This is a genomic window from Streptomyces endocoffeicus (genome assembly GCF_016741935.1).
GTDB classification, from domain to species: Bacteria; Actinomycetota; Actinomycetes; order Streptomycetales; family Streptomycetaceae; genus Streptomyces; species Streptomyces endocoffeicus.
Genome location: NZ_JAERRG010000051.1, coordinates 38,001 through 45,990, shown reverse-complemented (window position 1 = coordinate 45,990; position 7,990 = coordinate 38,001). Strand labels below are relative to the sequence as shown.

The following is a 7,990-nucleotide window of genomic DNA, read 5'->3' as shown; positions in this document are numbered from 1 at the left end:
CCGTTGTTGGAGCCGGTTGATGTGGGGTACTCGTGTGCGGTTCTGCGTTCCGCGTTTGAGCACCGGGCGGTGGTTTTCGGGCGTGACCGGGATGAGCTGGTAGGTGGTCTGCGGGCGGTGGCGGCCGGTGAGCCCGCGGCGAACGCCGTGCTCGGGACTGCTGATGGTCTGTCGGCGTGGGTGTTCGCGGGTCAGGGTGCGCAGCGGTTGGGGATGGGTCGTGAGTTGCATGCGGCGTTCCCGGTGTTCGCGGCGGTGTTCGATGAGGTGTGTGCGGGGTTCGATGGTGTGTTGGACGGTTCGCTGCGTGAGGTTGTGTGGGGGGACGACAAGGGTCTGCTGGATCAGACGGTGTGGGCGCAGGCGGGTTTGTTCGCGGTGGAGGTGGCGTTGTTCCGTCTGTTGGAGTCGTGGGGTGTGCGGCCGGATTATCTGGTTGGGCATTCGGTGGGGGAGATTGCGGCTGCGCATGTGGCGGGGATGGTTTCGCTCGCCGACGCGTGTGTTCTCGTGGGTGCGCGTGGCCGGTTGATGCAGGCGCTTCCGTCCGGCGGGGCGATGCTGGCGGTGCAGGCGGCGGAGGGCGATGTTGTGCCGCTGTTGCCTGATGGTGTGGAGGTTGCGGCGGTCAATGGTCCGGTGTCGGTGGTGGTTTCCGGCAGTGGGGAGGCTGTTGCCGAGGTGGTGGGGGTGTGTGCGGGCAGGGGGTGGAAGACGCGTCGGTTGGCGGTGTCGCATGCGTTTCATTCGGCGTTGATGGAGCCGATGCTGGAGGAGTTCGCCGGAGCTCTTGATGGCATGACGTTCGGGTCGCCGCGGATCCCGGTGGTGTCGACTGTGACCGGGGAGCCGCTGACCGTGGTCGACGTCCGCTACTGGGTGGGCCAGGTGCGTCGTCCGGTCCGGTTCGCGGATGCGGTCGCGTTTGTGGCGGAAGCGGGTGTGCGCACGTTTCTTGAGGTGGGTCCGGATGCGGCGTTGACCCCGATGGTCGAGCACACTGTCGACGACGCGTCGGTGGTCCCGGCCTCTCGCCGTGATCGTGGTGAAGTGATGACCCTCATCGCCGCGTTGGCGCGCCTTCATGCCGACGGTGTTCCCATCGCCTGGGAGAAGTTCTTCGCCGGAACCGGCGCCCGCCGTATCGACCTCCCCACCTACGCCTTCCAGCATCGCTCCTACTGGTTGAAGCCGCAGGTCGCCGACGACGTCTCGCGGATCGGCCAGCGGGCTGTGGAGCATCCCCTGTTGCGGGCCGCGATCGCCCGGCCGGACTCGGACGGGGCGATCCTGACGGGGAGGCTGTCGGTGGACGGGCAGCCGTGGCTGGCCGATCACACCGTCCTGGGGACGGTGCTACTGCCGGGAACGGCATTCGTGGAGATGGCCATGCGCGCCGCCGACCATGTCGGCTGCGATCTCATTGAGGACCTGATCCTCCAGGCACCGCTTGCGTTGCCGGAGAGGGGCGGGGTGTCGGTCCAGGTCGTGGTCGGTGTTCTGGACGAGTCCGGGGAGACCGCGCGGCGCACGATCAAGGTGTACTCGCGGCAGGACGAGACCGCGGACGATCTGCCGTGGACCCTGCACGCCGAGGGGTCGCTCGTCTCCGGCGCCGTCCCGCCCGGCTTCGACCTCGCGGAGTGGCCGCCGCCCAACGCGAGCCCGATGGTGCTCGACGGCTTCTACGATCGGCTCGCCGACCAGGGCTACGGCTACGGGCCCGCGTTCCAGGGGATGCGGGCGGCTTGGCGGCGCGGGGACGAGGTCTTCGCCGAGGTGGCGCTGCCCGCCCCGGTCGACGCCGACTCGGAGCGGTACGGGCTGCATCCCGCGCTGCTGGACACGGGGCTGCACGCGGGGCTCGTCGCGGATGGCGAGTCGTCCGGGGCGACGGTCCTGCCGTTCGCCTGGTCGGGCGTGGCGCTGCACGCGACCGGGGCCTCGGTGCTTCGGGTGCGGATCGCGCCGGGGGAGCGCGGGACGGTCGCGGTGGAGGTGGCCGACGGCATCGGGCGGCCGGTGCTGTCCACGCGGTCGCTCGCCGGCCGCCCCGTGACGGCGGACCAACTGGGCGCCGGACGCGCGGGCGGCGGCGACCTGTACCGGGTCACCTGGTCGCCGCTGCCCGCCGACCGCGTCCCTCCTGGCGAGCCCGGCGGGGACACCGCCGGCGTCACCGTCCTGGAGATCGAGACGCTCTCCGGGGACGTGCCCACGCGCGCACGGGAGACGGCGGAGCGTACGCTCGGAGCCCTCCAGGAATGGCTGGGGGACGAGCAACGGGCCGAGTCCGTGCTGGTCGTGGTGACACGCGGTGCCATGTCGACCGCCCCGGGCGAGGACGCGGACCTCGGCGCGGCGCCCGTGTGGGGCCTGGTCCGCGCGGCCCAGGCCGAGAACCCGGGCAGGTTCGTCCTGGTGGACGTCGATGGGAGCGAGGAGTCGGCGCGGCTGCTGCCCGCCGTGGCGGGCCTCGCGGAGCCCGAATGCGCGCTGCGCGAGGGCAGGGTGCTGGTACCGCGGCTGGCGCGGGCGGTCGCGGCGGCCGCGTCCCCGCCGCGCCTGGACGGGAACGGGACCGTGCTGGTCACCGGCGGTGTCGGCGGGCTCGGCGCGGTCGTCGCGCGGCACCTGGCCGCCCGGTTCGGCGTCCGGAGGCTGCTGTTGCTGAGCCGGCGCGGGCCGGCGGCGCCCGGGGCGGCGGAACTCCGGGCGGAGCTGGCCGCGCTGGGCGCCGAGGCGACCATTCTGGCCTGCGACGTCGGCGACCGGAACGGGCTCGCCGAAGCCCTCGACGCCGTTCCGGACGAGCATCCGCTCACCGGGATCGTGCACGCCGCCGGGGTGATCGACAACGCGCTGGTCCAGACGCAGACGCCCGTCGGCCTGGGGCGGGTGATGAGCGCGAAGGCCGACGCGGCGTGGCATCTGCACGATCTGACCGCCACCGCCGACCTGGCGATGTTCGTGATGTTCTCCTCGGCCGGCGGCATGGTGCTGGCGGCCGGTCAGGCGACGTACGCGGCGGCGAACGTGTTCCTGGACGCGCTGGCCGCGCACCGCCGCGCCGCGGGGCTTCCCGCGCAGTCGCAGGCCTGGGGGCTGTGGAGCGGTGCGGGGATGGAGCGGATGCTCACCGATGCCGACCGGCACCGGATGCGCCGCCAGGGCCTGCCGCCGATCCCGGTGGACGACGCCCTCGAGCTGTTCGACGCCGCCCTCGGCCGCGACGACACGCTGCTGGTGCCGCTCCGGGTGGACCACGCCACGCTCCGCGCCCGCACCGGCGAGATCCCCCCGCTGCTGCGCGGCCTCACGCCCATGTCCGCACGCCGCTCGGCGAGCGCCGGCGTGGACGCCGCCGCCCGTTCCGGGCTGCGGGAACGGCTCGACGGACGGGCCGACGCCGACCGTCGGCGCGCCCTGCTCGACGAGGTGCGGGCGCAGGCCGCCGCAGTGCTCGGGCACGAGCGGTCCGGCGCGGTCGACACCGGCCGGGGATTCCTGGACATCGGGTTCGACTCGCTGACCGCCCTGGAACTGCGGACCCGGCTCACCGCCGTGACGGGGCACCGGCTGCCGCCCACCCTCATCTTCGACTACCCGACGGTGGCGGCGGTCGCCGAGTACCTGCACACGGAGTTCTTCGCGGTACCGGACGCGTCCGGGCCGGAGCTGGACGAGGCGACCGCCGAGGAACTGTTCGGCATCCTCGACAACGAGCTCGGACTCTCCGGCTGACCTCCCCGGGGACGGGGCCGCGAGCTACGGCCACCTCCGTCCCCGGGAGGTTCCATTTTCCTTCCGGAAACGCCTTCCTTTCCGAGAACGTCAGGATTTCTCCCGCACGAGAAGCTCGATTCCGTCGAGGAATCGTTCCAGCCCAAAGATGAACTCGGTGTCGGGCTCGTCGTGCCTGTCCATGACGCCGGACGCGATCACCGCGTTGAGGGCGGGGAAGCGTTCGGGGCTCGCGAGCTTCTCCAGCACCCGGGCGTAGGAAGCGGGCGCCTCGTCGGCGGCGGTGCCGGTCGCCCGGGTGTAGTCGTCGATGTCGGACGCCAGTGTCGCCTGTATCCGGACGAAGCCGGAGAGCGTCAGCATCACCGACAGCTTCTCGTGCTCGTTCAGCGGAGTGTCGCCCAGCGAGGCGAGACCGGTCTCCAGCCAGCCGAGCTGGTTCGGCGTGGTGGGGTAGCCGTTGACCGGGATCCGCAGCATCCAGGAGTGCTTGCACTGGACGTGCAGCAGCGCCCGGCACCAGCGGGTCAGCCCGGACCGCCAGCCGCCGGGCTCGGCCGCCAGGTCGGGCGGAGCGCCGAACGCCGCGTCGGTCATCAGGACGAGCAGCTCGTCCTTGGAGCCGACATAGCGGTAGAGCGCCATTGTGGTGACACCGAGGTCCACGGCCACCCGGTTCATCGAGACCGCGCCGATGCCTTCCGCCTCGGCGATCGCGACGGCGCCGCCGATGATGAGCTCAAGACTCAGCCCGGGTTTCGGACCCTTCTGGGGACGCTCGCGCAGCCCCCAGACCGCCTCGATGGCAGCCGGCAATTTCGCACCGTCGGTCTCTCTCACAGATCCCCCTTCGCTGTCCGGGGTTGACGATCCACCCTCTTCTGTGTGCACTATATACGTCAAGCAACTGTATGCGGCCCATACTAAAAAGTATGCGCCATAATCAGTGCCACTCTCGCAGCCTGGCACAGCAACCTGAGAGGTGGGACACATATGCCTGACACGAGCCTTAAGGCAGGTTCAAGAGAATGGATCGGCCTGGCCGTCCTCGTCCTGCCCTGCCTGCTCATCTCCATGGATATCGGCGTGCTGTTCTTCGCGCTGCCGTTCATCAGTGCCGAGCTCGAGCCGTCCGGTACCCAGCAGTTATGGATCATGGACATGTACGGCTTCGCGCTGGCCGGGATGCTGATCACGATGGGGGCGCTGGGCGACCGGATCGGGCGCCGCCGCCTGCTCCTGCTCGGCGCCGCGGCGTTCGGCGGCGCCTCGGTGGTGGCCGCCTACGCGCCCAACGCGGAGATGCTCATCGCCGCGCGCGGGCTGCTCGGACTCGCCGGAGCCACGCTCATGCCGTCCACGCTCGCGCTGATCCGCAACATGTTCCGCGACGAGAAGGAGCGCAAGGCCGCGATTGGCATGTGGACTGGCGCCCTCACCTCGGGCGCGGTCCTCGGCCCGGTCATCGGCGGCCTGCTGCTGAACCACTTCTGGTGGGGGTCGGTCTTCCTCATCAACGGGCCGATCATGGTGCTGCTGCTCGTCCTCGGCCCGATCCTGCTGCCGGAGTTCCGGCCTCCGCGCGTCGGAAGGTTCGACCTCCTCGGAGCCGCCCTGTCGCTCGGCGGCGTCCTCGCCGCGATCTACGGGATCAAGAAACTCGCGGTCGACGGCTACAGCACCCTCGCGGTCGGCAGCCTGGCCGTGGGACTGGTACTCGGCGCCCTGTTCGTGCTCCGGCAGCTCGGCCACGCGTCCCCGCTGATCGACGTCCGGCTGTTCCGCGCCCCGATGTTCAGCGCGTCCGTCCTGGTGAAGATCATCGCGACGTTCACGCTGACCGGCATCAGCCTGTTCTCCAACCAGTACCTGCAACTCGTCCTCGGCATGCGGCCGCTGGAGGCCGCGCTCTGGTCGCTCAGCGCGTTCCCCGCGCTGATGCTCGCGATGGTGGCGTCGGTCGCGCTGTCGGCCAAGGTGCCCCCCGCGCGGATCCTCATCGGCGGGCTCGTGGTGATCGGCGTCGGGCTCGTCGTGGTCACCCGGATCACCGCCGACTCGCATCTGTGGCTCGTGCTGGTCGGGGCGGGCACCGTCGTCTCCGGAGTGATGATCACCGGGCCGATCGTGGCCGACCTCGTGCTGAACTCCGCTCCCGAGGAGCAGGCGGGCGCTGCGTCCGCCATCACCGAGACGAGCGACGAGTTCGGCAGTGCCCTCGGCCTCGCCATCCTCGGCAGCGTCGGCGCCGCCGTCTACCACCAGAAGATGGCGGACGTCACCGTCGCCGGGGCACCGGGCGACGCCGTCCACTCCGCGCGCAGCACGCTCGCCGGCGCCGATGCGGTCGCCGCCCACCTGCCCGGCGGCGGGGCCGACCTGCTGGCCACGGCCAGAGACGCGTTCGTCCAGGGGATGAACGTCGCCGCGATCACCGGCATGGGCGTCGTCGCCGCCTGCGCGGTCGGCGTCGGTCTGCTGCTGCGCCGCGTCCCCGTCGTCTCGGCGGCGAAGCGGCAGCAGGAGGGGGACGCCGCGGCGGTCGCAGGAAAGTGAACGCGGGCGGCCCGCGGGGAACCCGAGCGGGCCTCGTGAAGTCCGAGAACCGGGGCCATCGAAGCGGATCGTTCGTGGGCGGCGCGAGAAAGAGGAAAGAGGAGGGATGGGTTTTGAGCCTGGCGGTAGTGCGAAAGGGCCCATTGACACCCCTGCCGGAGACGCTCGAGAAGCTGGAGCCAGAGATACCCGCCGAACCCGTGTTCGCCCGGGCGGCCGTCGGCCTGTCCGACCGGACGACCGGCTCCGAGGTGACCTGCCCGGAGCAGACCAGGGCGTGGTGCGGCCGGTCGCTCCGGGACCTCGGGGCCGAGGACGCCGTACTGAACCTGGGGATGGTGCTGAGCAGTGCCTCCCGAGGCGCCCGCCTCCGCAGCGCGCGGTCGATCGGGATCTACTTCCTCTTCCTCGGCCTCCGATACCGGACGCAGGTCCGGTCGCTGACCGGCTGGCCCGTTGAATGCCCTGTCGACGGGCCGGGCCAGCCCGCCGACGTCCGCCGCTCGGAACTCCGCCCGCCGCCCTCCACCGAGCGGATGCGGTCCCTGTTCGCCGGCCGGCGCGAGGAACTGGCCACCTGCCGCACGCACGGGCTCGCGGCGGCGCGCAACCACACCGCCTGCCGCCTGAGGTGGGAGCTCGGCCTGCGCATTGGCGAGGTCTGCGCCCTCACCCTGTCCGACATCCGCTGGGGCGGGGGACCCCACGGAGAACGCCATATTTCCCAGCGCACGGCCCCCTGTCCCCCGCAGGGGGCCGTGCCGCCGGTTCCGGCCCCTCCCGCGGGGCCGGAACCGGCCCCGGCCGCGTGCGGCTCGACGGCCGCCTCCCGCGGCCGTGCTTCGCGCCCGCGTCCGAGGGCGGCGGCGCGCACGCCGCGAGGCACGGGCGTGTGGTGCCGATGACCGCCGGTGCGGCGGCGACGCTGCCGCGGTTCGTCGAGGACGTCCGGGGCCGGTCCGGAGCCGACCCCGCGCCCCTGGGCGCGCCACCGCTGCCGTCCGAGCGCAGGGGTCCGGACAGCGCCGAGATCGTGCGGGCGGCGCTCACCAGGGCCGCCCGCACGGTCTCGGCCAGGGCCGCCCGCACGGTCTCGGCCAGGGCCGCCCGCACGGTCTCGGCGTTGCCGAGCCCGTCACCCCGCACGCGCTCCGGTACTACTGCGTCGTGCGCCTCCTGCGCGCCGGGCGGGACCTGACCGAGATCCAGGCGCTGCTCGGGCACGCCTGAGTCGAGCCGGCCGCCGGCCGCCGACCCCGCCGTCCGGGAGTCCCGCGTGATCCGGAACCGCGTCGAGGATCCCCGGTCCGACGGGCGGCACGGGGTGCGTGGCCGGCCGGGAGGGCTGCGACGGTGAAGGGGAACCTGCGGCCGGCCGCCGCAAACCGCGCCATCTGGAAGTCCGGCGAGCTGCGGCGGATGCTCGCCGACCACGGCCTGCGGATCAGCGCCGGGAAGATGCCGAGCTTGTGGTCCGGAGAGCCGGCCGGCATCAAGCTCGCCGACCTCGACATCATCTGCGCGGTGCTCGACCGCGGGATCCAGGAGCTGCTCATCCCCGAACCCCACAAGGCGCGGGCCCCGCCGGAACGCACGGGCCGCCCCGCGCCGATCAGCAAGCCGGGGGAGGGGTCCTCGCCCGAGTGACGCGAGAAACGGAGCCTCCCGCGTTCTTGACCACGGGGCGGTC

7 protein-coding genes are annotated in these 7,990 nt (G+C 72.1%); 5 read left to right on the top strand and 2 right to left on the bottom strand.

Annotation, left to right across the window (positions count from 1 at the left end; all coding sequences use genetic code 11):
• A partial coding sequence (locus JK364_RS56455) for a hypothetical protein (protein WP_230993792.1) occupies window positions 1-231 on the bottom strand: 231 nt, incomplete at its 3' end.
• Here JK364_RS56455 and JK364_RS50485 point away from each other — a divergent pair.
• Entirely contained in the window at window positions 214-3,744 is a 3,531-nt protein-coding gene (locus JK364_RS50485; protein WP_230993791.1) for a type I polyketide synthase, read from the top strand. The genes JK364_RS56455 and JK364_RS50485 overlap by 18 nt on opposite strands.
• A 90-nt stretch (window positions 3,745-3,834) precedes the next feature.
• On the opposite strand, the gene JK364_RS50480 is transcribed toward JK364_RS50485, so the two are convergent.
• Entirely contained in the window at window positions 3,835-4,584 is a 750-nt protein-coding gene (locus tag JK364_RS50480) for a TetR/AcrR family transcriptional regulator (RefSeq protein WP_307841668.1), read from the bottom strand.
• A 153-nt stretch (window positions 4,585-4,737) separates the two neighbouring features.
• Between JK364_RS50480 and JK364_RS50475 the strand changes: the two genes are divergently transcribed.
• The 4 genes from JK364_RS50475 (at window position 4,738) to JK364_RS50460 (ending at window position 7,947) form a co-directional block, all read left to right on the top strand.
• Window positions 4,738-6,300 (top strand): MFS transporter, encoded by a 1,563-nt coding sequence (locus JK364_RS50475; RefSeq protein WP_201858222.1) that lies wholly within the window; start codon window positions 4,738-4,740, stop codon window positions 6,298-6,300.
• A 143-nt stretch (window positions 6,301-6,443) separates the two neighbouring features.
• Window positions 6,444-7,205, top strand: a complete 762-nt coding sequence (locus JK364_RS50470) for a site-specific integrase (RefSeq protein WP_201858221.1) — start codon at window positions 6,444-6,446, stop codon at window positions 7,203-7,205.
• On the top strand, window positions 7,202-7,498 hold the full coding sequence (locus JK364_RS50465; RefSeq protein ID WP_201858220.1) for a hypothetical protein: 297 nt from the start codon (window positions 7,202-7,204) through the stop codon (window positions 7,496-7,498). The genes JK364_RS50470 and JK364_RS50465 overlap by 4 nt, the downstream gene beginning before the upstream one ends.
• A 155-nt stretch (window positions 7,499-7,653) precedes the next feature.
• Complete coding sequence (locus JK364_RS50460) at window positions 7,654-7,947, top strand: helix-turn-helix domain-containing protein (RefSeq protein WP_201858219.1); 294 nt, start codon at window positions 7,654-7,656, stop codon at window positions 7,945-7,947.
• Window positions 7,948-7,990: the final 43 nt, after the last annotated feature.